Origin of the sequence: Nocardia sp. CA-129566, assembly GCF_050956075.1 — a bacterium.
Classification (GTDB): Bacteria; Actinomycetota; Actinomycetes; order Mycobacteriales; family Mycobacteriaceae; genus Nocardia.
Genome location: NZ_CP192085.1, coordinates 8,431,262 through 8,451,250, shown reverse-complemented (window position 1 = coordinate 8,451,250; position 19,989 = coordinate 8,431,262). Strand labels below are relative to the sequence as shown.

At 65.8% G+C, this 19,989-nt stretch carries 25 protein-coding genes; 21 read left to right on the top strand and 4 right to left on the bottom strand.

Going from position 1 to position 19,989, the window contains the following annotated elements; translation table 11 throughout:
• Nucleotides 1-10: 10 nt before the first annotated feature.
• Nucleotides 11-1,285 (top strand): TetR/AcrR family transcriptional regulator, encoded by a 1,275-nt coding sequence (locus ACQP0C_RS37620; protein WP_433727943.1) that lies wholly within the window; start codon nt 11-13, stop codon nt 1,283-1,285.
• A 338-nt stretch (nt 1,286-1,623) separates the two neighbouring features.
• On the opposite strand, the gene ACQP0C_RS37615 is transcribed toward ACQP0C_RS37620, so the two are convergent.
• Nucleotides 1,624-3,144 carry an aldehyde dehydrogenase family protein gene (locus ACQP0C_RS37615; RefSeq protein ID WP_433734765.1) on the bottom strand — a complete coding sequence of 507 codons (1,521 nt, stop codon included), beginning with the start codon at nt 3,142-3,144 and terminating at the stop codon, nt 1,624-1,626.
• Between the two features lie 371 nt (nt 3,145-3,515).
• Here ACQP0C_RS37615 and ACQP0C_RS37610 point away from each other — a divergent pair, with 371 nt between their 5' ends.
• The 4 genes from ACQP0C_RS37610 (at nt 3,516) to ACQP0C_RS37595 (ending at nt 6,932) form a co-directional block, all read left to right on the top strand.
• Nucleotides 3,516-4,517: an ATP-binding cassette domain-containing protein gene (locus ACQP0C_RS37610; protein WP_433727941.1), complete on the top strand. Its 1,002-nt coding sequence runs from the start codon at nt 3,516-3,518 to the stop codon at nt 4,515-4,517.
• Nucleotides 4,517-5,335 carry an ABC transporter permease gene (locus ACQP0C_RS37605; RefSeq protein WP_433727939.1) on the top strand — a complete coding sequence of 273 codons (819 nt, stop codon included), beginning with the start codon at nt 4,517-4,519 and terminating at the stop codon, nt 5,333-5,335. The genes ACQP0C_RS37610 and ACQP0C_RS37605 overlap by 1 nt, the downstream gene beginning before the upstream one ends.
• A complete protein-coding gene (locus ACQP0C_RS37600; RefSeq protein ID WP_433727937.1) occupies nt 5,332-6,186 on the top strand; it encodes an ABC transporter permease in 855 nt (284 codons plus the stop codon). Before ACQP0C_RS37605 ends, ACQP0C_RS37600 begins: the two co-directional genes overlap by 4 nt.
• A gap of 155 nt (nt 6,187-6,341) precedes the next feature.
• A complete protein-coding gene (locus tag ACQP0C_RS37595) occupies nt 6,342-6,932 on the top strand; it encodes a Uma2 family endonuclease (protein ID WP_433727935.1) in 591 nt (196 codons plus the stop codon).
• A 28-nt stretch (nt 6,933-6,960) separates the two neighbouring features.
• Here ACQP0C_RS37595 and ACQP0C_RS37590 read toward each other — a convergent pair whose 3' ends face one another.
• Nucleotides 6,961-8,157 carry a lycopene cyclase family protein gene (locus ACQP0C_RS37590; RefSeq protein WP_433727933.1) on the bottom strand — a complete coding sequence of 399 codons (1,197 nt, stop codon included), beginning with the start codon at nt 8,155-8,157 and terminating at the stop codon, nt 6,961-6,963.
• Nucleotides 8,158-8,266: 109 nt separating this feature from the next.
• Nucleotides 8,267-8,743 carry a hotdog fold domain-containing protein gene (locus tag ACQP0C_RS37585; protein WP_354960685.1) on the bottom strand — a complete coding sequence of 159 codons (477 nt, stop codon included), beginning with the start codon at nt 8,741-8,743 and terminating at the stop codon, nt 8,267-8,269.
• A gap of 657 nt (nt 8,744-9,400) precedes the next feature.
• Between ACQP0C_RS37585 and rpsJ the strand changes: the two genes are divergently transcribed.
• Genes rpsJ through rpsQ form a run of 11 tightly spaced genes read left to right on the top strand, consistent with a single transcriptional unit; the run spans nt 9,401 to nt 14,665 of the window.
• Nucleotides 9,401-9,706 carry a 30S ribosomal protein S10 gene (gene rpsJ, locus ACQP0C_RS37580; protein WP_003938093.1) on the top strand — a complete coding sequence of 102 codons (306 nt, stop codon included), beginning with the start codon at nt 9,401-9,403 and terminating at the stop codon, nt 9,704-9,706.
• Nucleotides 9,707-9,720: 14 nt separating this feature from the next.
• Nucleotides 9,721-10,386, top strand: a complete 666-nt coding sequence (rplC, locus tag ACQP0C_RS37575; protein ID WP_433727931.1) for a 50S ribosomal protein L3 — start codon at nt 9,721-9,723, stop codon at nt 10,384-10,386.
• Nucleotides 10,383-11,057: a 50S ribosomal protein L4 gene (gene rplD / locus ACQP0C_RS37570; protein WP_364391070.1), complete on the top strand. Its 675-nt coding sequence runs from the start codon at nt 10,383-10,385 to the stop codon at nt 11,055-11,057. Before rplC ends, rplD begins: the two co-directional genes overlap by 4 nt.
• Complete coding sequence (rplW, locus tag ACQP0C_RS37565) at nt 11,054-11,359, top strand: 50S ribosomal protein L23 (RefSeq protein ID WP_040686547.1); 306 nt, start codon at nt 11,054-11,056, stop codon at nt 11,357-11,359. The genes rplD and rplW overlap by 4 nt, the downstream gene beginning before the upstream one ends.
• A 33-nt stretch (nt 11,360-11,392) precedes the next feature.
• Nucleotides 11,393-12,229 (top strand): 50S ribosomal protein L2, encoded by an 837-nt coding sequence (rplB, locus tag ACQP0C_RS37560; RefSeq protein ID WP_433727929.1) that lies wholly within the window; start codon nt 11,393-11,395, stop codon nt 12,227-12,229.
• Between the two features lie 15 nt (nt 12,230-12,244).
• On the top strand, nt 12,245-12,526 hold the full coding sequence (gene rpsS, locus ACQP0C_RS37555; RefSeq protein WP_040686549.1) for a 30S ribosomal protein S19: 282 nt from the start codon (nt 12,245-12,247) through the stop codon (nt 12,524-12,526).
• Nucleotides 12,523-12,933, top strand: a complete 411-nt coding sequence (rplV, locus tag ACQP0C_RS37550) for a 50S ribosomal protein L22 (protein WP_387295067.1) — start codon at nt 12,523-12,525, stop codon at nt 12,931-12,933. The genes rpsS and rplV overlap by 4 nt, the downstream gene beginning before the upstream one ends.
• On the top strand, nt 12,934-13,743 hold the full coding sequence (rpsC, locus tag ACQP0C_RS37545; protein ID WP_355179663.1) for a 30S ribosomal protein S3: 810 nt from the start codon (nt 12,934-12,936) through the stop codon (nt 13,741-13,743).
• Nucleotides 13,744-13,746: 3 nt separating this feature from the next.
• The gene (rplP, locus tag ACQP0C_RS37540) at nt 13,747-14,163 is read left to right on the top strand and encodes a 50S ribosomal protein L16 (protein ID WP_014349059.1); all 417 of its coding nucleotides are present in this window, start codon (nt 13,747-13,749) and stop codon (nt 14,161-14,163) included.
• Entirely contained in the window at nt 14,163-14,402 is a 240-nt protein-coding gene (gene rpmC, locus ACQP0C_RS37535; protein WP_040686552.1) for a 50S ribosomal protein L29, read from the top strand. The genes rplP and rpmC overlap by 1 nt, the downstream gene beginning before the upstream one ends.
• Nucleotides 14,399-14,665 carry a 30S ribosomal protein S17 gene (gene rpsQ, locus ACQP0C_RS37530; protein WP_364391063.1) on the top strand — a complete coding sequence of 89 codons (267 nt, stop codon included), beginning with the start codon at nt 14,399-14,401 and terminating at the stop codon, nt 14,663-14,665. The genes rpmC and rpsQ overlap by 4 nt, the downstream gene beginning before the upstream one ends.
• A 100-nt stretch (nt 14,666-14,765) precedes the next feature.
• Here the strand turns inward: rpsQ and ACQP0C_RS37525 are convergent, their stop codons facing one another.
• Nucleotides 14,766-15,254: a hypothetical protein gene (locus tag ACQP0C_RS37525; RefSeq protein ID WP_433727927.1), complete on the bottom strand. Its 489-nt coding sequence runs from the start codon at nt 15,252-15,254 to the stop codon at nt 14,766-14,768.
• A gap of 112 nt (nt 15,255-15,366) precedes the next feature.
• Between ACQP0C_RS37525 and ACQP0C_RS37520 the strand changes: the two genes are divergently transcribed.
• The 5 genes from ACQP0C_RS37520 (at nt 15,367) to ACQP0C_RS37500 (ending at nt 19,982) form a co-directional block, all read left to right on the top strand.
• The gene (locus ACQP0C_RS37520) at nt 15,367-16,578 is read left to right on the top strand and encodes a helix-turn-helix domain-containing protein (protein WP_433727925.1); all 1,212 of its coding nucleotides are present in this window, start codon (nt 15,367-15,369) and stop codon (nt 16,576-16,578) included.
• A gap of 4 nt (nt 16,579-16,582) precedes the next feature.
• Nucleotides 16,583-17,044 carry an NUDIX domain-containing protein gene (locus tag ACQP0C_RS37515; RefSeq protein WP_433727923.1) on the top strand — a complete coding sequence of 154 codons (462 nt, stop codon included), beginning with the start codon at nt 16,583-16,585 and terminating at the stop codon, nt 17,042-17,044.
• Nucleotides 17,045-17,270: 226 nt separating this feature from the next.
• Nucleotides 17,271-17,696, top strand: a complete 426-nt coding sequence (locus ACQP0C_RS37510) for a hypothetical protein (RefSeq protein WP_433727922.1) — start codon at nt 17,271-17,273, stop codon at nt 17,694-17,696.
• Nucleotides 17,697-17,805: 109 nt separating this feature from the next.
• Nucleotides 17,806-19,089, top strand: coding sequence for an MFS transporter (locus ACQP0C_RS37505; protein WP_433727920.1), 1,284 nt, complete (start codon nt 17,806-17,808; stop codon nt 19,087-19,089).
• Nucleotides 19,090-19,508: 419 nt separating this feature from the next.
• Nucleotides 19,509-19,982, top strand: a complete 474-nt coding sequence (locus tag ACQP0C_RS37500) for an EXLDI protein (protein ID WP_433727918.1) — start codon at nt 19,509-19,511, stop codon at nt 19,980-19,982.
• Nucleotides 19,983-19,989: the final 7 nt, after the last annotated feature.

The following is a 19,989-nucleotide window of genomic DNA, read 5'->3' as shown; positions in this document are numbered from 1 at the left end:
GGAGAGCTACATGGTCGCGGATCGCAGCGAGGTCGACATCGCTGGCGATCGCTTGCGGGTCACTCGGAACAACCCCGATCCCGCGCGCTCGGACGCGGGTGCGGCCCGGACGGCCGCGGGACCCATCCCATCGGTTCGGCGTCGCCCGAAGGATCGCAAGGTCCAGATCATCCGCGCCGCCGCGCGCGCGTTCAGCGAGCGCGGGTACTACCCGGTCGGCGTCGACGAGATCGCCGCCGAGGTCGGCATCTCCGGACCCGCGCTGTATCGCCACTTCGCGAACAAGTACGCGCTGCTGGTCGCGGCCGCCGAGGAAGGCGCGCTGCACCTGCTGAAGGTCGCGCGCGGCGCGGACGACCCGAACCTGCCACCGGAGGCCAGGCTCGACGCGCTGATCAAGGCACTCAGTGACCACACCATCGACATCCGCCGCGAGGCCGGGCTGTACCGCTGGGAGCGGCGCTATCTGGAGGCCGAGGACCGGGCCCGGATCAGGAAGGTCTACGACGCGCTGAACGCGCTGCTGGCCGAGCCGATCGGACAGCTGCGCCCCACCGCGCCGCCCGCCGATGTGGCGATGCTGGCCGCCGGGGTGCTCAGCGCCATCGCCAGCATCTCCTCCCATCGCACCGCGCTGGCCACCGCCCGGCTGCTGCCGCTGCTGCGCGAGATGTGCTGGTCGATCCTGCGCGCCGAACTGCCGCCCGCACCGACCGAACCCGACCCCGGACCGGCCGCCCGCGGCCTGCCGATCACCTCGAAGCGCGAACAGCTGCTCACCGAGGCGATCCGGATCTTCGGCCGCCAGGGCTATCACGAGGCCAGCATCGAGGAGATCGGCGCGGCCGTCGGCATCAATGCCTCCAGCGTCTACCGGTACTTCACCAGCAAGGCCGATCTGCTCGCCGCCGCCTTCCATCGCACCGGTGACCGAGTGGCCATCGCGATCACCGAGGCGCTGGCCGAGGCGACCAGCCGCCCCGACGCGGTCCGGCGCATCGCCGACCGCTACGCCCGGCTCACCTTCTCGATGCCGGAGATCATGCCGGTCTATTACGCCGAATTCAGCAATCTGCCGCAGGCCGAACAGCACAAGCTGCGCGCCATCCAGCGCCAGAATGTGCTGGAGTGGGCCAACCTGCTCGACGGCGATCAGATCGAGGCGCGCTTCCGCGTGCACGCCGCGCTCGGTCAGGTGATCGACGTCGGCCGGTTGACCAAATTCGACGCACGGCCCGAGCAGATCGCGCGCGTGTGCGCCCTGATGGAAGCCGTCTGTGTTTGATTTGCAGCGCCTGCGGCGCTGCGTGTTCGCGGCCCCCTGGTGTCTCGCGTCCGAGCCGTCGAGACTCGCGCCTGCGGCGCATGCGCTTCGACGGCTCGGACGCGAGACGGGCCGCGAACGTCGCTCGTAAGACTCGCTCCGTCGTGGTCGGCGATGTGCGAATCAATCCGCATCTGACGTATGCCAGGCGAGACCGGCACTGCTGGCGCATACGCTTTCACTGTTCGGCTGAGTCGATGGCCGCGCGCCTCCGTGTGGACGCGAGACGGGCCGTGAACTCTTCGCTCGTAAGACTCGCTCTGCGGCGGGGTATGCAGTGATCCGCAGTGGGGTCAGCTCTAGCGACCGTGGCGCACTCGGAAGATGGTCTTTGCCGTGCGCAGATGCCGGGTGTGGCGATCGAAGGTGGACAGGTTCACCGGGGCGCGGTAACGCTTGCGGGCGATGGCCAGCGTCCGGCTGAATTCGCGCAGTCCCTGGTCACCGTGATGGTGTCCCTGCCCGTATTCGCCGACGCCACCGAACGGCAATGCGGGGATCCCGGCGTACGCGGTCGAAGAATTGATGGTCACAACGCCGACCCGCAGCTGTTCGGCGAAGGATTCGATGCCGTGCACATCGCGGGTGAACACCGACACCGCGACACCGTTGCCGACCGCGTTGATCCGCCGCGCCGCCTCGTCCATATTCGCGACCTTGTTGACGATCAGCACCGGCCCGATGCCCTCACCGGTGATCGCGACACTTTCCTCCGGCACCTCGGCGAGCACGATGGGTTCGATATAGGGCTCGCGTATCGAGTCCAGTCCGCCGACCACCGCGCGCCCGCCCCTGGCCAGCGCGTCGCGCACCTGTCTGCGCACCACGTCGACCTGTGATTCCAGAATCATCGGACCGTAGGAGGCGCGCCGATCCGCGCCGGGGCGCAGCCGCCGCGCTTGCTCGACCACCAGTTCCAGGAAACGGTCGTAGACGGAGTTGGCGACATAGGCCCGCTGGATGCCGGTGGAGTTCTGGCCCGCATTGGCCATCGCGCCGAAAACCGCGGCCTCCGCGGCCTCGTCGAGTTTGGCGTCGACGTGAACCACCATGGTGCCCTTGCCATTTCGCTCGACCACCACCGGCGTCATGGTCTGTGCGCACAGCGAGATCACCTCGCGCGAGCCCGCATCCGAACCGGCGTAGGCGATTTTGTCCACCTTGCCGCGGCACAGCGCGGCGGTGGTGGCGTGATCGCCGGTGACCACTTGCAGCACAGGCTGATTCGGCGCCAGTTTGTTCCAGCTGTCGGCCAGCCAGACCCCGACGCCGGTGGTGAGTTCATCGGGTTTGAACACCACGGCATTGCCCGCGGCCATCGCATAGGCGATCGAACCCATCGGGGTGAAGACCGGGTTGTTCCACGGTCCGAGCACGCCGACGACGCCCAGCGGCAGATAGCCGACGGACGCGTGCTGATTGCGGCTCAGCCAGGTCGATCCGAGCTTGCGCCGATCGAGTACCCGGGCGGCGTTGCGGGCCGCCCAATCCAGGTTCTCGACGGCGAGCATCACCTCGATTGCCGCGTCCGCCTCCGGTTTTCCGGTTTCCTCGCAGAGGATCTCCACCAATTCGCCTGCGCGCCTGGCGATGCTGCGCTTCCAGTCCAGTAGCCAGCGTTTGCGGGCGCTGAATCCCAGTTCCGCCCACCACTTTTCGGCGGAGCGTGCGGCGCGCACGGTGCGGTTGAGTTCACCGGCGCCCATTACGGCGTAGTTGCCGACGATTTCGCCGGTGCGCGGGTCATAGGACGTCAGCACGTTCGGTCGGCCCGATCCTCCCGTATGCGCTGCCAGCCTCGGCTGCGCGGTCTCGGCCATGGTCACCTCTCGCAGGGTCGATCCGCCGCAGACCGCTGTCCGCTAGGTGAAAGCGGTACTGCCGCAAACGAGTGAGTGCGTGTTCCCCCGTCTAGCAGACTATGGTCGTCGCGACGGCCCGACAAGGCGCTCACACCGCCCCTGCGCTGCCCTTGACGGCCGCGACCAGCGACGATCGCCACCGCAGTGGATCGCCCGCCGCAAATGTGATTAAGGACACACTTAGGTTGCGGACTAGTGGGTATGGCGCGGTCGGCCCTGCCGGAATGCGCGGGCCGGTAACATCACGCCTGGCGGCAGGGATCACCAACCGGGACGTATTCATGCCTAACGCCTAGCGACCGCCGCCGATCAGACACACTGGAGAGTTGATGCCGAGCTTGAACCCAGCGGATTCGCACGTGAGCGACCCACCGCTCGAAGGTGGTGAGGCCGCGGTCGTCGTTGCCGACGTCCGGAAGTCATTCGGCGATGTGCATGCGCTGCAGGGCATCAGCTTCACCGCCGAGCGGGCCAGCGTGCTCGGCATCCTCGGGCCGAACGGCGCGGGCAAGACCACCATGGTCAAGGTGCTGTCCACCCTGCTGCGCCCGGACTCGGGTACCGCCGTCGTCGCGGGCCACGATGTGCAAAAGGATCCGGCGGGCGTGCGGCGCTCGATCATGATGACCGGTCAGTACGCCGCACTCGATGAGAACCTCTCCGGCCGCGAGAACCTGGAGCTGTTCGGCCGCCTGATGGGCCTGGGCAAATCCGCCGCCCGCAAGCGCGCCGACGTTCTGCTCGAGGAATTCGACCTGGTGAGCGCGGGGCGTCGTATGGTGCGCAACTATTCGGGCGGTATGCGTCGTCGCGTCGATATCGCCTGCGGACTGGTGGTGCGCCCGGAGGTGGTGTTCCTCGACGAGCCGACCACCGGTCTGGACCCGCGCAGCCGTCAGGGCGTGTGGGATCTGGTGACCGCGCTGAAGAACCAGGGCATCACGGTGCTGCTCACCACGCAGTACCTCGAGGAAGCCGATGTGCTCAGCGACAACATCATCGTCATCGATAAGGGCACGGTGATCGCCGAGGGCACCGCCGACGAGCTCAAAGAGAAGACCGGCGGCAGCTACTGCGAGGTGGTGCCGCTGGATCCGACCCAGCTCGGCAAGGCCGCCGCCGCGCTCGGCGACCTGGTGCCGGCCGCGGTGCTCGCCGACATCAATGGCGGGGACCGGCTTTCCATTCCGGCGCCCGATGGTGCCGCCACCCTGTCCGAGGCGCTGCGCCGGCTCGATGCCGCCGCGATCCAGCTGGCCGATATCGCGCTGCGGCGGCCCTCGCTCGATGACGTATTCCTGTCCATCACCGGCCATTCGGGCGGCCACTAGTGAGTTCCGCAACCGTTGAGCAGCCCGATACGGCGCTGCTCTTCGCCGAGCTGCCCGCGGCCCGGCTATCCTCCTTCGCGCAGTGGCAGGCGCTGACCGGGCGCATCGTCCGGACCATGGCCACCAAGGGCGAACTGATCGTCGCGATGATCACCCCGCTGGTGTTCACCCTCGGCTTCTATCTGCCGCTGCGGTACGTGATGAAGTTCCAGGGCATCGACTATGCCCAGTTCGTCATGCCGATCATCGTGCTGCAGACCATGGCCTTCACCATGATGTCGAATGCGCAGCTGGCCGCCTACGAGGCGCTGACCGGTCTGAGCACCCGACTGCAGACGATGCCGATCGGCGCCATGGTGCCCTTGAACGCGCGCATCGCCGCCGGGTTGGTTCGTTCGCTCACCTCGCTGACCGCGGCCGTCATCTTCGGCTACATGATCGGCTTCCGATTCGTCGCCGGCGCCGGTCAGGCCGTGCTGTTCTGCGTGTTCTCGATCGCGGTCGGTACCGTGCTCGCAATCGGCGCGGACGCACTCGGCAGTCTGACCAAGAGTCCGGAATCGCTGAGTCAGGCATTGACATTGCCCACCTTGATCTTCGGCATGCTCTCGTGCGGATTCGTCCCGGAGCGCAGTTTCCCGATGTGGATCCGGCCGTTCGTGCGCAATCAGCCGATTTCCCAGTTCTCCTTCGCGCTGCGCGATATGGCCCATAACGGGGTGAGCTGGGATGTGCTGTGGGTGCCGCTGGTCTGGTTGGGTGGTGCGGCGATCGTCTTCACCCCGTTGGCGATCTGGGCGAGCGTGAGGCGGTCATGAGTTCTGTCGAGACTGTGGAGCGCACCGAGATCGACGGGTTCGAGATGCTGCCGCGGGTTATCGCGCCGTCCGAACGCGCGCTGTCCACCTGGGTCGTGCACAGCCTGATCCAGTGCAAGCGACTGCTGCTGGTGTGGGCGCGCGATCCGTCGACCACCATCCAGACGCTGGTCTATCCGGCATTGACGCTATTGATGTTTCGCATCGTGCTCGGCAATTCGATCACCGCGGCCACCGGCATGCCGAGCATCTACGGGCAGGTCGCGCTGATCACGCTGGTCGCGGCGATGTCGGGTGCCGTGGTCAGTGCGCTGGGATTCAAGGGTGAGAAGTTCACCGGACTGCTCGGGCGCTTCTGGACCATGCCGGTGCACCGGGCGGCCGGACTGACCGGCAGGCTTTTTGCCGAGGCGGTCCGTGTCCTGGTCACCACCCTGTTCGTGATCGCGGTCGGCTTCCCCCTCGGCTTCCGCTTCGGCCAGGGTCCGCTCGCGGCGATCGCGCTCATCGGCATTCCGGTGCTGTTCGGCGTGGGCTTCGCCGTGCTCGTCACCGCACTGGCGACCATTACCGAGGGCGTCATGCTCGTCAGCCTGATCGGCATCTTCAACACCCTGCTGATGTTCTTCAACACCGGTTTCGTACCGGTCTTCGCCTACCCGATCTGGCTGCAGGACGTGGTCTCCAACCAGCCGATGAGCTGTGCCATCGATGCCATGAAGGGCCTGTCCTACGGCGGTTCGGTAGCCGAACCCCTGCTCAAAACCGTCGCCTGGGTAGTAGGCCTCACCATCGTGTTCGCCTACCCCGCCATCCGCGGCTACCAACGCGCCGCCGAAACCGGCGCCTGACGATGACACCGCGGTCAGCCCTGGTGGGCTGACCGCGGTATCGATGACCAGACGCTCTGTGTCACCCGAAACAGGCGTCTGACCAGGTTCTCGATCGGCCGCATCGGTCATAGTCGACCCGTATGCTGAGGGCACGAGCGGAGGAGGTGTCAGCAGTGACCGCAGCCAAGGCGCATGAGCCGCAGAGGGATCCAGCAGATGTCTTGTTGGAGGGCTTCCACGCGCTGGAGACTCCTGAAGGATTCCGGGCAGAGCTGATCGAGGGGGACATCATCGTGACACCACCGCCGGACGGTAATCACGAGCAGAACATCTCCACGCTGATTCGTCAGGTGTACCGGCAGTCCGCAACAGAGTTTTCCTTCTCCGGCAATAAGGGACTGTTGCTGGACCGTGGCGGACTCTGCCCGAGAAACCACTTGATTCCCGACGGCGTATTCGTCCCCGACGGCGCATTCACGGACGAACCCTCATGGATGCCGGTCGGCAAGGTCGTTATGGTCGTCGAGGTCACCAGCTCGAAACCGGATTGGGATCGCAAGACGAAGCGATACTGCTACGCCCGCGGAGCGGTGCCGCTCTATCTACTCATCGATCGGCAGCAACAGACCATCACTCTCCTCGGTGAACCCGGCGGTGAGGCCGACCTCGTCGACTACCGCTCGGAGATCAGAGTGCCCTTCGGCAAACCACTCGAACTCCCGGCACCCTTCTCGTTCACGCTGGAAACCGTCGAATTTTGTTGAGGCGCAGATACTTCGAATGATCGGGGCGTCATTCTGTGCGTCGCGGGATGCGCTCGAGTGGCTCCGCGAAATCGTAGTTCAGCCAGCGGTTTCGGTGCGTCCAGCCGACCAGGTCGTAGCGCCAGCGGAAGGGCCAGGTGTGGGCGACGGTGTTGAAGAGGACGGCGCCGAGGACGGCGTAGTCGTCGTGGGCCGAGAGTAGGGCGCGTTGGCCGCGTGGGGTGGCGCTGAAGAAGGCGTCGAACATGGCGATGGACTGTTCGGTGGTCAGGCGGCCGAGGCCCCAGAGGCCGCGCATGCGCATCCAGTACACCAGCCGCGCCCGCCACGGCCAGAGTTCGGCGATGGGGTCGCGGCCTTGCCGCAGGGCCGCGACGGCGGTGTCGACGAGGGCCAGCGAATCGGCGACGCTGTAGCCCGTGCAGGGATGCATCATGCCGCCGCGGGAGCCGAACGGAATCGCCTGGGCGGTACCCTTTTTCGGCGGTGGCTGATCGAGCGGATAGTGCGCGGCCTCGGTCGGCTCATCGCCGGTGAGTCGGATGCCGTGTGCGGCAAGGCGGTTCAGGGTGCGCCTGCGCAATTCGTGCTGCGGCATGCCGCCGCGCAGGCCGAGGCTGGTCTCCTCGAAGATCACGGTGCCGTCGCCGAGCGGGACGGCGTAGAGGAACGACGGCGGTTCGTCCGGACCCGCACCGTTGTCCGGGCGCCAATCCAGTAGCAGCCCTTCACCTTCGGTGATCATCGGCGCCGCGGTCTGCGCGTCGACGAAGATGCCGTGCGCGCTCGCGGCCCGGCGCTGTCCGAGCGTGGGCAGTCCGCGGGTATCGAAAACCGTTGCCGCTCTGATGATCGTGCCGTCGGCGAGCTCGACCTCATTGGCATCCACTCGCGCGGCCCGACCGGCGAACACGGTGGCCTCATCGAGGGCGAGCGCATCGCGCAGACCGGTTTTCGACAGCACGCAGTAGGGCCGGTCGATGCGATGCTCGGAATTGGTCCAGACCGTCGGCTTCGGAATGCGCGCGGCAATGGCGCTGGGCGGCAGCCACTCCGGCAGCTCATCGATCCAGCAGGAGAAGGTGGGCGGCCAGAGCCGGTCGGGGCGCGGATCGACGGCCGCCACGGCGCATCCGGCCCGCATCGCCCGATGCGCCAGCGCCCGTCCGGTCGGCCCGAGCCCGACCACACAGAGGTCGAATTCCCGGACCGCGCTGTCACTCATGCTTCGCATTCAATCCGCTCCGGCCGTACGCCTGCAACACCGCCCCTGCCCCGCAGAATCCCGGCCCCGGTGCGCCGGTCGCCGGTGCGAGACCGGGCGCGGGCATTGCCTACTTGGGCGTGACCCAGGTGGTGATATCGGCGTGCACGACCTCGAGACCGTGCTTGTCGTAGATGGATACCGGCACGACCAGTTCCCGGCCCTCGGTGATCTCGGTGAAGTCGGGCAACTCGGCCAGCTTCGCCACCGCGCGCAGCCCGGTCTCGGCCTTGGCCAGGTACTGCACATTCATCGCCTTGGGGATCCAGCGGTGGGTATCGGGCACCGTCGCCTCGCTCAGCATTCCCATGGCCACCTCGGCCAGATTGCATGCCGCGATCGCGTGATAGGTGCCCAGATGGTTGTGGATACCGAACCACTTCGGCGAGGTCACCTCGCACAGCCCGGGTTCCAATCGCACAACGCTCGGCAGCACCGTGCCGAAATAGGGCACCCGGGCCACCATGCCCAGCGAGAACAGGGTGTGCCCCAGCCGATTGTCCGGCAGCTTCGTCCAGATGCGATGGGTCGCGGTCTGCTTCGTCATACCCTTATCTTACTCAGAAGTAAGTTCGGTTTCGGTAGGGTCGTGACATGCTTTTCCGGCGCCCGTCATCGGCCGTTCGCCGCGCGGTGCCCCGCTGCGTTCGACCGCGATCGTCATAGCCCCGCAACCGGTGGCGCGCCCGGGATTCGGGCTCTGACCTGGTGGCGGGTTGAGAGGTGGGGGCGGATTTGATGTCGTCAACGGCGTCGGGCATACTGTTCGGGTTGCCTTGCACCGGGTCATGCCGTTCCGCGGTTGTGGCGGGTGGCGAGGCGAGCAACACCCAATCGTGTACCCCGCTGGCTGCCAGCGTGGGTACGTCCGGGACAACGTTCCAGGCCAGGTGAAGTTTCGAACCGGGGCCGAGGAATGAGCGGACGGGCGACACGCCCGACCGCGTGGACCGGAGAACCATGACAGATGAACAGCGGCGAGACTGTCGCATGCCAACCGGCGGAGCCGGGCGGTGTGCCCGGTCGGGGTCTCACTGTGTTGGATCTGCCCGAGCGGGGGCCCTGCGTGGTTGCGCAGGCTGCCTCCTCCGGGCCTGACCCACTCGGGCTGGGACGTCTTCGTGTGTTCGGGCTGTGCAATTGAAGGTGGTACGGAAGCCGGCTTCCGGACCACGAACGATAAGCGGAGAAAAGGACACTTAGCGTGGCGGGACAGAAGATCCGCATCAGGCTCAAGGCCTATGACCACGAAGCGATCGACGCGTCCGCGCGCAAGATCGTGGAGACGGTGACCCGCACCGGGGCCCGTGTGGTCGGGCCGGTGCCGTTGCCGACCGAGAAGAACGTGTACTGCGTCATCCGTTCGCCGCACAAGTACAAGGACTCGCGCGAGCACTTCGAGATGCGGACGCACAAGCGGCTGATCGACATCCTCGACCCGACGCCGAAGACGGTTGATGCCCTGATGCGCATCGATCTCCCGGCCAGCGTCGACGTCAACATTCAGTGACGGGGACTCGAATCATGACTGATAACAAGAACAGGCCCGCGGCGGGCATCCTGGGCACCAAGCTCGGCATGACCCAGGTGTTCGACGACAAGAACCGCGTCGTCCCCGTGACCGTCATCAAGGCCGGACCGAACGTCATTACCCAGATCCGCACCGTGGAGCGCGACGGCTACAGCGCCGTCCAGGTCGCTTTCGGCGCCATCGACCCGCGCAAGGTGAACAAGCCGGTCTCCGGCCAGTTCGCCAAGGCCGGTGTCACCCCGCGCCGCCACGTCGCCGAGATCCGGGTCGCGGACGCCTCCACCTTCGAGGTCGGCCAGGAGATCAACGCCGATGTCTTCGAAGAGGGCGCCTACGTCGACGTCACCGGCACCAGCAAGGGCAAGGGCTTCGCCGGCACCATGAAGCGCCACGGCTTCCGTGGTCAGGGCGCCTCGCACGGTGCGCAGGCGGTGCACCGTCGCCCGGGTTCCATCGGTGGCTGCGCCACCCCCGGCCGCGTGTTCAAGGGCATGCGCATGTCGGGTCGCATGGGTAACGACCGCGTCACCACGCAGAACCTCTCGGTTCACAAGGTGGACGCCGAGAACGGCCTGCTGCTGATCAAGGGCGCGATCCCGGGTCGCAAGGGCGGCGTCGTGATCGTCAAGAGCGCAGTGAAGGGTGGTGCGCACGCATGACCAGCGTCGAGAAGAAGACCAACCTGACCCTCCCGGTCAAGGAACTCGGCGGCAAGACCAACGGCACCGTCGAGCTCCCCGCGGAGATCTTCGATGTCACCGCGAACATCTCGCTGATGCACCAGGTCGTCGTCGCGCAGCTCGCCGCCGCACGCCAGGGCACGCACGCGACGAAGACTCGCGGCGAGGTCTCCGGTGGTGGCAAGAAGCCGTACCGCCAGAAGGGCACCGGTCGCGCCCGTCAGGGCTCGACCCGCGCGCCGCAGTTCACCGGTGGTGGCACCGTGCACGGTCCGCAGCCGCGTGACTACAGCCAGCGCACCCCCAAGAAGATGATCCGCGCCGCACTGCGCGGAGCCCTCTCGGATCGTGCGCGCAACGAACGCATCCACGTGATCAGCGAACTGGTCGCGGGGCAGACCCCCTCGACCAAGACCGCGAAGTCCTTCCTGTCCGAGCTGTCGGACCGCAAGAAGTTCCTCCTCGTCCTCGGACGTGAGGACATCGCGGCCTGGAAGAGCGTGCAGAACCTGGAGTTCGTGCACCCGATCGCGCCGGATCAGCTCAACACCTACGACGTGCTGGAAAGCGACGAAGTGGTGTTCAGCGTCGAGGCCTTGAACGCCTTCGTGCACGGCCCCGCCGAATCCGCACAGGAGGAGAGCAAGTGACCACGATCGCCGACCCCCGCGACATTCTGCTGGCGCCGGTCATCTCGGAGAAGTCCTACGGACTGATCGAGGAAGGCACCTACACCTTCATCGTGCACCCGGATTCCAACAAGACGCAGATCAAGATCGCCGTCGAGAAGGTCTTCGGCGTGAAGGTGACCAGCGTCAACACCGCCAACCGTCAGGGCAAGCGCAAGCGGACCCGCTTCGGTTACGGCAAGCGCAAGGACACCAAGCGCGCGCTCGTGACCATCTCGGCCGACAGCAAGCCCATCGAGATCTTCGGAGGCCCGGTCGCGTAAGCGCCTGGGATTCCAGAAAGCAGAGAAGAACTCATGGCAATCCGTAAGTACAAGCCGACTACGCCGGGCCGTCGTGGCTCCAGCGTCTCGGACTTCGCTGAGATCACTCGGTCGACCCCCGAGAAGTCGCTGATCCGCCCGCTGCACAGCAAGGGTGGCCGCAACGCCCACGGTCGCATCACCACCCGGCACCGCGGTGGCGGCCACAAGCGTGCCTACCGTCTGATCGACTTCCGTCGCCTGGACAAGGACGGCATCCCGGCCAAGGTCGCGCACATCGAGTACGACCCGAACCGCACCGCCAACATCGCGCTGCTGCACTACGTGGACGGCGAGAAGCGCTACATCATCGCCCCCAAGGGCATCGTGCAGGGCACCCCGATCGAGTCCGGCCCCACCGCCGACATCAAGCCGGGTAACAATCTGCCGCTGCGCAATATCCCGACCGGTACCACGATCCACAATGTGGAGCTGCGTCCGGGTGGTGGCGCCAAGCTGGCCCGTGCCGCCGGCATGAGCATCCAGCTGCTCGGTAAGGAAGGTCCCTACGCCACGCTGCGTATGCCCTCCGGTGAAATCCGCCGCGTCGACGTGCGCTGCCGCGCCACCGTCGGCGAGGTCGGCAATGCCGAACAGTCGAACATCAACTGGGGTAAGGCCGGCCGTATGCGCTGGAAGGGTCGCCGCCCCACGGTCCGTGGTGTCGTCATGAACCCGGTCGACCACCCGCACGGTGGTGGTGAGGGCAAGACCTCCGGTGGTCGCCACCCGGTCTCGCCGTGGGGTCAGCCGGAAGGCCGCACCCGCAAGCCCAACCGTCCGAGCGACAAGCTCATCGTCCGCCGTCGCAAGACCGGCAAGAAGCGCTGAAGGAGGAGGTAAGAAATGCCACGCAGCCTCAAGAAGGGCCCGTTCGTCGACGACCACCTCCTGGCGAAGGTGGACGTGCAGAACGAGAAGGGCAGCAAGCAGGTCATCAAGACCTGGTCCCGTCGTTCGACCATCATCCCGGATTTCATCGGTCACACCTTCGCCGTCCACGACGGTCGCAAGCATGTGCCGGTGTTCGTCTCGGAGTCCATGGTCGGCCACAAGCTGGGTGAATTCGCGCCCACCAGGACGTTCAAGAGCCACGTCAAGGAAGACCGGAAGAGCAAGCGGCGATGAGCGAATCAAACACAGCGACGGTTCAGAACCCGACTGCCCGGGCGACGGCGAAGCACGTTCGCGTCACCCCGATGAAGGCTCGCCGTGTCGTGGACCTGGTCCGCGGCAAGCGGGTCGAGGACGCACTCGCGATCCTGAAGTTCGCGCCGCAGGCCGCGAGCGAGCCGGTCGCCAAGGTCGTCGCCAGCGCCGCGGCCAACGCCGAGAACAACCTCGGCCTGAACCCGGCCACGCTGGTCATCTCGACCGCGTACGTCGACGAGGGCGCGACCATGAAGCGTTTCCAGCCGCGGGCCCAGGGCCGCGCGTTCCGGATTCGCAAGCGCACCAGCCACATCACCATCGAGGTCGAGAGCGTGCCCACCGCCGGTGCTGCTCGCAGCCGCCGGAAGGGAGGGGCAAAGTAAATGGGACAGAAGATCAACCCCCATGGCTTCCGCCTCGGTATCACCACCGACTGGAAGTCGCGTTGGTACGCGGACAAGCAGTACGCGGACTACGTGAAGGAAGACGTCGCCATCCGCAAGCTCCTGGCCACCGGCATGGAGCGGGCGGGCATCTCCAAGGTGGAGATCGAGCGCACCCGTGACCGGGTTCGCGTCGACATCCACACCGCGCGTCCCGGTATCGTCATCGGCCGCCGCGGCGCCGAGGCCGACCGCATCCGCGCCGAGCTGGAGAAGCTCACCGGCAAGCAGGTGCAGCTGAACATCCTCGAGGTCAAGAACCCCGAGTCGGATGCGCAGCTCGTTGCCCAGGGTGTGGCCGAGCAGCTGTCGAACCGTGTGGCGTTCCGTCGCGCGATGCGCAAGGCCATCCAGTCGGCCATGCGTTCGCCGAACGTCAAGGGCATCCGGGTGCAGTGCTCGGGCCGCCTCGGCGGCGCCGAAATGTCGCGCTCGGAGTTCTACCGTGAGGGTCGGGTCCCGCTGCACACGCTGCGCGCGGATATCGACTACGGCCTCTACGAGGCCAAGACCACCTTCGGTCGCATCGGCGTGAAGGTCTGGATCTACAAGGGCGACATCGTCGGTGGCAAGCGTGAGGTCACGGCCGCGGCCGCGCCCGCCGCTGGTGACCGCCGCGAGCGCCGGGAGCGGCCGAGCCGCCCGCGTCGGTCCGGTTCCTCGGGTACCACCGCGACCAGCACTGAGGCCGGGCGTGCAGGCGCTGCCACTGCGGTTGCCGACGCCCCGGCAGAAACACAGGAGGGCTGACGCATGCTGATGCCACGGAAGGTCAAGCACCGGAAGCAGCATCACCCGAGCCGCAGCGGCATGGCCAAGGGCGGCACTTCGGTCGCGTTCGGTGAATTCGGCATCCAGGCTCTCGAGCCCGCCTACGTCACCAACCGGCAGATCGAGTCCGCGCGTATCGCGATGACTCGCCACATCAAGCGTGGTGGCAAGATCTGGATCAACATCTACCCGGATCGCCCGCTCACCAAGAAGCCCGCCGAAACCCGCATGGGTTCCGGTAAGGGTTCGCCGGAGTGGTGGGTCGCGAACGTCAAGCCCGGACGCGTGATGTTCGAAATGAGTTACCCCAACGAGGAGATCGCTCGTGAGGCCCTGCGCCGTGCGATGCACAAGCTCCCCATGAAGTGCAGGATCGTGACCAGGGAGGAGCAGTTCTGATGGCTACCGGTACACCGGCCGCAGAGCTCCGCGAGCTCAACGAAGAGGAGCTCGTCGCCCGCCTGCGCGAGTCGAAGGAAGAGCTGTTCAATCTGCGCTTCCAGATGGCGACGGGTCAGTTGGACAACAACCGTCGCCTGCGCGTCGTGCGTCACGAGATCGCGCGCATCTACACGGTCATGCGTGAGCGTGAGCTCGGCCTGGCCTCGGCACCCGCTGGCAAGGGAGATGCGGCATGAGTGAACAGGAAAAGCGCGGTACCCGTAAGGTCCGCATCGGTTACGTGGTCTCGGACAAGATGAACAAGACCATCGTTGTCGAGCTGGAAGACCGTACGCGGCACCCGCTCTACGGCAAGATCATTCGCTCCACCACCAAGGTGAAGGCGCATGACGAGAACGAGATCGCCGGTATCGGCGACCGCGTTCAGCTGATGGAGACCCGTCCGCTGTCGGCCACCAAGCACTGGCGTCTGGTCGAGGTGCTGGAGAAGGCCAAGTAGTTTCAGCGACTGCTTTGCGGTTCGCTCGAAATGACAGCTCTGAAAAGGGCCGTCCCCCGGAGTATTTCCGGCGGGACGGTCCTTTTTTATTTGCGCCGAGTCAGATAATTTCGCGTTGCCGGTGGTTCGCCTTTATCGGTCGCAATGCGAGCGCGGTAGTGATAAGCGTCGACAACGGGGGCAGGCGCTGATCTCGCTCGGGCGGGTTGACCCAGTAGGCGCCCTCCCGGGTGTGCCTGCCGAGGCCGGTCGGGATCATCAGCGCACTGCCGACGATCGGAACATGGATGTCGTTGCGGGAGAGCAGGTCCAGTACCCGATAGCCGGGGGCGTAGTCGACGGCTGCGATGAAGGTCCAGCGAATCTGTCGAGCCAAGAGCGGACCGGGGCTGCCCTGCTGGCGGAGCGCGGCCAGCAGTTTCTCGGCGAATAGCTTCGGCACGTGAACGATTCCCACCGCGTTCGTCACCGGCAGCATGACATAGCCGCCGCGTTCTTCGGCGGGCAGGTGAAACTGCTGGCGGTAGAACGCGACCCAATCGAGCACGGTCCGAACCTCTTCGATGTTCACGGTAAATTCCCGTCTCATCTGGCAGTGATGTCGTTGGCTTAGCAGTAGCCTGAGCCTTGTTCGAGTTCGCGCCCGGAATTTCCTTCCGGGATCCTTTCCAATTGAGGTGGAAGATCGGCCTGTGCGCGGAATGACGCAGAATCTCACCATCGGGGAACGGGTGGCTTGGTATCGCCGCCGCCGGGGTATATCCCAAGAAGCTCTCGCCGGGCTCGTCGGACGCACCGACGACTGGATGAGCAAGGTCGAGAACAACCGGATCCCATTGGACCGGCTATCGGTGATACGTCTGCTCGCCGATGCCCTCGATGTCTCACTAGGCGATCTGATCGGTGAGCCGACACTGCTGGACTGGACCAGTGACAGCGGGGTTTCCACCATCCCCGCACTGCGCGCCACATTGATGGACTACAGCCACCTGATGCGCACCTCGTCACCATCGAGCATCAGGTCCCAATCGTTGCAGCTCCCTGCGCTCGAACGGGATCTGAGCGAGGTATTCGCCGCGTATCAGGCCGCGAAGTTCGGCTTTGCGGCGGGGCGACTGCCGGTGCTGCTGTCCACGGCGCTGTCGATGGTGCAATGCAATGGGGATGAACCGAGTAATCGAGTATTGGCACTGGGCTATCAGGTCGCCGCGTCGGTGCTGACCAAACTCGGCGAAACCGACCTGGCCTGGAATGCGGCCGAGCGCGGACTCGCCGCCGCGCAGCGTGCCAATGATCCGGCGATCATCGGATCGTTGATCAGGACCGTCGCTTTCACCGTAATGTCAACGGGCCGGGTACAACCGGCCGTGAATCTGGTGGAAGCCGGAGCCGACTATCTGCAATCCCATCTCGGCGCGAACCGCCCGGATGTGTGGTCCGTGTACGGGACGCTGCTGCTCGTCGGTTCGATGGCCGCGGCCCGCAATAACCGACGAGATACCGTCCAGGGCTTTCTCGCAGAGGCAGATCATGCGGCGGCGCGGTTGGGTGGCGACCACAACTACCTGTGGACCGCCTTCGGCCCGACGAACGTTGCGATCCACCGGGTCAATACGGCCATGGAATTGGGCGATGTGCAGATCGCGCTGAGCCTCGGTCCCACCCTCGATACTTCCGCATTGCCGATGGAGCGCCAGATCCGCCATCAACTGGAACTCGCTCGTGCATTCAATCTCGCTGGCCGCCAACAGGATTCGATCACCACAGTGCTCGACGCCGAACAGGCGGCCCCGGAACAAGTTCGCCACCACTACCTGAGCCGACAACTCGTACTCACCTGGATGCGCAGTATCCACGGCAGTCCCTCGTTCGCATTGCAAGCCTTGGCCAAACGAATGCAGATCGTGAGGTGATCCAATGGTCGACGGGGACAAGCGGTTCGCGCGCGCACGAATGGCGGCGGGGGCGCTATTCGTCCGTGGTGACGAGGTGCTGTTGGTGCACAAGACCTATGGCAACGGTTGGGATATACCCGGTGGCTATGTAGAGCCGGGTGAAGCGCCTACCGCGGCCTGCCGTCGCGAGGTCCGTGAGGAGCTCGGAATCGACCGTGCGCCAAGGCGATTGCTCGCCCACGACTGGGCGCCGAGCCAGGGCGAAGGCGATAAGGCGCTGTATGTATTCGACTGTGGCGAACTCGGCGAGGATGAGCGCGCCATCGAACTTCAGGCAACTGAACTCGACGAATGGAAGTGGGTTCGCATCGATAAGGTCGATGAGTATGTCGTTCCCAGGCTGGGCCGCCGCCTCAGGCAGGCCCATTCCGCCTACTTCGACGGTTGCACGGCCTACCTCGAACATGGGGAACCTGCGCCCTGAGGTGCATGAGCGCAGCCTTGAATATCGTCGACGACTCGCCCGCGGCCCTGCGGGAATGGCTGCCGCGGTATGCCGAAATCCTCGGCGCGCCCGCACCGAAGTCCGCGCCCGCCGCGCTGGCCCGGCTGGCGGTCGGCGGCTGGGGTGTCGCGTTCATGAACGAACTGCGCGGCGCCGATAACGTCCGCGCCCGGCTGCGGCTGAACTGGCGGCCCCGATTCACCTCGTGGGCATTTCTGGTGACGGTGGTGTCCAGGCTGGCTCTCGATCAACTGCGTTCGGCCCGGGTCACCAGGGAGGCGTACACCGGTCCCTGGCTGCCGGAGCCGGTATCGGCCGACACCCCGGCGATCTCGCCGCGCTGCGCGAACTGCTCAGCGAAGACGTCGTCGCCTACAACGACGGCGGCGGCAAGGTGCGCGCGGCCCTGGAGCCGATCGTCGGCATCGACGCCGTGCTCGCATTCGTCACCTGGCTGCGGGCCAATGCGCCGCTCGATGGGGTCCGCACCATCGAGGTCAATGGCGAACCGGCGGTAGTGACCCGCCGGGGCGAGCATGAACAGGTACTCGCGATCGATATCCGAGCCGGACGAATTCACGCGCTGTACGGAATTCTCAACCCCGAAAAACTCGCCCACGTGCAATCCTGAACTGCCGCAAGGTGGGGTGCGTCGAGGGATCGATCAGTGTGCCTTGGTGCTGGCAGCTATGTCCATCACCCTGGATGGGGAAAGTTGAGGGGGCTCGTGGGTTGGCTGGATGACGGTTCGGCCGGGCCGAATCATGGGATTAATTGGTGGCGCGGGGACGGGTGGGCGTGACACCCTCGACCGAATGCGGTCCTATCGCGAGGTCCTGTCGAACTCGGCGGTGCGCAATGTGCTGCTGCTGGGGGTGATGGTTCGCATACCGTTCTTCGCCGGGGCGGTGCTGCTGGCGCTGCATGTGGTGCAGACGCTGCACGGGTCGTACGCACAGGCCGGTGCGCTGAGTTCGGTTGTCACCCTGTGTATTGCGGTGAGCGGTCCGTGGCGGGGGCGGATGCTGGATCGGTTCGGGCTGCGGCGCACGATTGCGCCGTCGATCATTGTCGGGGCGGTGTGCTGGTCGATCGCGCCGTTCGTCGGGTACGGGGCGCTACTGGCGCTCGCGGCGGTGGCGGGGCTGTTCGATATTCCGATCTTCACGGTGGTGCGCCAGGCCGTGATCGCGGCGACCACCGAACAGAACCGGCAGCCCGCCCTGGCGTTGGAATCGGTGTCGGTGGAGACGGCCTTCATGGTGGGGCCGGTGCTCGGCGTCGCCGCCGCGACGGCCTGGTCGACGACGCTCACCCTGTTCGGGATGCAGATGGCGCTGGTGCTGGCAGGTGTTTTCGTGTGGGTGCGCAATCCGCCGCTGCGCTCCGATGACAACGATCGCTCGGCCGTCGTCCCGCGGCGCGCGTGGTTCCGCCTCGAATTCGTCGCGCTGTGCATCGGTGCGAGTGCGGCGATCGCGGTGCTCGCGGGTTCGGAGTTGACCTTCGTCTCCGCCATTCGAGAGTTCGGCGCGCAACGGTGGCTCGGTGTGGTGATGGCCGTCTGGGGTTTCGGTTCGCTGGTCGGCGGACTCGTCTACGGCGCTCTGCATCGACCGATCTCGACCTACCTCCTGCTCGCCGGGCTCGGCGCCATCACCATTCCGATGTGCTTCGCCGTCGGACCGCTATCGCTCGGCGTGACCGGGCTCATCGCGGGCGCACTCTGCGCGCCGACGCTCGTCGCATCCGTCGACCAGCTGAGCCGGATCGTTCCGGAGGGTGGACGCGGTGAAGCGATCGGCTGGCACGGTGCCGCCATGACGCTCGGCAACGGCATCGGCAGCTCACTCGCCGGAGTCGCCATCGACGCGGGCGGATTTCCGGCGGGCTTCGCGGCGGCCGGGGCGCTCGGACTCGGACTCGGTATCGGCCTGGCGCTGCTGGTCAGCGTGGCGCGGCGGCGGCGCGCAGACCAGGAATCGCACCCCGCCCTGGCTGGTGGTGAGGGCGCGCGGCCATAGGGCTTGCGTTATACGTATACATCTACTTATAGTGAATCCCGACGGACACCGCGGAGCGTGCTCGGGGGTACCGGAGAACAGCAGATCAACTCGTCACAGCGGACCGAAACCGGGTCCGCTGGCGCTGGTCCCATGCGTAATTGCATATTCATTTATGAGATGAGGTAGTCATGGCCGCGGATTCGCACACACCCTCCCGCGTGAACGGTTCGACCGTGGGCGTGGTTGATATCGGCCGCGAGCTGGTCGACGCCGAGGAGACGATCGAAGACCTCGACATCTGAACCCATCGGCGGCCCTCGGAGATGACCGAGGGCGCGATCGCCGGAAAGAACAAGATCCACCGACGACGGAATCCGACAGGAACCGTCGATAGAACATCATGCGCATGTGCGCATTCATTTATGAAATGGGGAGTTATGACCACCGAGCACAACGCACCTACGGATGCCGAATCCTTGGCCGTCGTCGTCGATGTCACCAAGGCGAGGCCGGGCGAAGCCACCGCGGCGGCGGGTGAGTTCCAGGAGATCCTGCTCGAGGTCGGCCCGGGTGGCGGGCGCAAACAGCGCTTCCAGGGGCGACTGCTCGGCCAGGCGCGCAGCTACACGACCGATGGTGTCGAGCTGACCCGGGTCTACCTGAGCCGCAAAGGCAAGTACGTGGTGCATCGGCGGATATCCGAATGGTCCGACTTCGCGGCGGTGAGCTGGATCAAGGACTGGAAGAAGAACTGGCGCGACATATTCGACATCGACGAACAGGCGTGGGCCGACTACACGGTCGAAATCATCGAATCCTTCGAGGATCTGGCCGGCCGGATCCCGTCGAAGATCTACCGCTCCCTGGTCGATATGACCCAGCATCCGCAGACCGAGGATCTCGATATCTGAGCCATCG